Annotated in this window: 1 protein-coding gene; it reads right to left on the reverse strand. The window is 67.0% G+C overall.

The window, feature by feature from the left end; translation table 11 throughout:
* Positions 1 to 3: 3 nt before the first annotated feature.
* Positions 4 to 1,338, reverse strand: coding sequence for a xylose isomerase (gene xylA, locus CRO39_RS20190; protein WP_097123778.1), 1,335 nt, complete (start codon positions 1,336 to 1,338; stop codon positions 4 to 6).
* Between the last annotated feature and the right edge of the window lie 36 nt (positions 1,339 to 1,374).

Below are 1,374 nucleotides of genomic sequence, written 5' to 3' on the forward strand. Positions count from 1 at the left end.
GCGTCAGCGCAACAGGTACTGGTTGAGCAGGTTTTCGTAGCGCTCCTGCTTGCCGCTGGTCTGCGCCGGTTCGCCCTGCGCGAGCGCCAGGCCACGCAGGTCCGCCAGCGACAGCTTGCCGGCTTCGAAGTCGCGGCCGGCGCCGCTGTCGAAGCTGGCATAGCGCGCCTGGCGCCACTGCTCCCACGGCGACTGCGTCAGCAGCGCATGCGCCACCTCCAGCCCGCGCGCGAACGCATCCATGCCGCCGATGTGGGCAATGAACAGGTCCTCCAGGTCGGTCGACTCGCGCCGTGCCTTGGCGTCGAAGTTCAAGCCGCCTTCCAGCCCGCCCTGGCGCAGCACCACCAGCATCGCCCCCACCGTGTCGTACAGGTCGGTCGGGAACTGGTCAGTGTCCCAGCCGTTCTGCGCATTGCCGCGGTTGGCGTCGATGCTGCCCAGCAGCCCGTGGTCGCTGGCCACCTGCAGGTCGTGCTCGAAGGTGTGCCCGCTCAGCGTGGCGTGGTTGGCTTCAATATTCAGCTTGAAGTCCTGCGCCAGCCCGTGCTCTTTCAGGAAACCGGCCACCGTGGCGCTGTCGAAGTCGTACTGGTGCTTCATCGGCTCCATCGGCTTGGGCTCGATGAGGAAGTTGCCCTTCAGCCCGAGGCTGCGGCCGTAGTCGCGCGCCATCGTCAGGAAGCGGGCAAAGTGCGCCAGCTCGCGCTTCATGTCGGTGTTGTGCAGGCAGGCGTAGCCTTCGCGCCCGCCCCAGAACACGTAGTGCTCCCCGCCCAGTTCCACCGTCGCCTCCAGCGCCGCCTTGACCTGCACCGCCGCCCGCGCCACCACCGCAAAGTCCGGGTTGGTCGCCGCCCCGTTCATGTAGCGCGGGTGGCTGAACAGGTTGGCCGTGCCCCACAGCAGCTTCACCCCGGTCGCGTCCTGGCGTTCTTTCGCCAGCGCCACCATGTGCCGCAGGTTCTGCTCGTACTGGCCAATGTCCTCCGCGTCCGGCGCCAGGTCGATGTCGTGGAAGCACCAGTACGGCACCCCCAGCTTGCTGAAGAACTCGAACGCCGCATCCACCTTGGCCTCGGCCGTGGCCATGGGCGAGCCGGCTTCCCACGGGAAGTGGCGCGTGCCTGGCCCGAACGGGTCATGCCCGGCATTGCAGAAGGTATGCCAGTAGCACACCGCAAAGCGCAGGTGCTCGGCCATGGTCTTGCCGCCGATGCGCTTGCCGGCGTCATACACCTTGAACGCCAGCGGGTTGTCCGAACCGGCGCCCTCGAAGGGAATGCGGCCGATGCCGGGGAAGTATTCGCGGGTACCGATGTAGGGAGTGCTGGTCATGGCTGGTCTACTGGGGAGTGGGGAATGAGAAATGAG

Origin of the sequence: Pseudoxanthomonas wuyuanensis, assembly GCF_900215535.1 — a bacterium.
Classification (GTDB): domain Bacteria; phylum Pseudomonadota; class Gammaproteobacteria; order Xanthomonadales; family Xanthomonadaceae; genus Pseudoxanthomonas_A; species Pseudoxanthomonas_A wuyuanensis.

Coding starts and splice junctions, on each gene's coding strand:
- xylA (WP_097123778.1), bottom strand. CDS start 1,338: ATGACCAGCACTCCCTACATCGGTACCCGCGAATACTTCCCCGGCATC.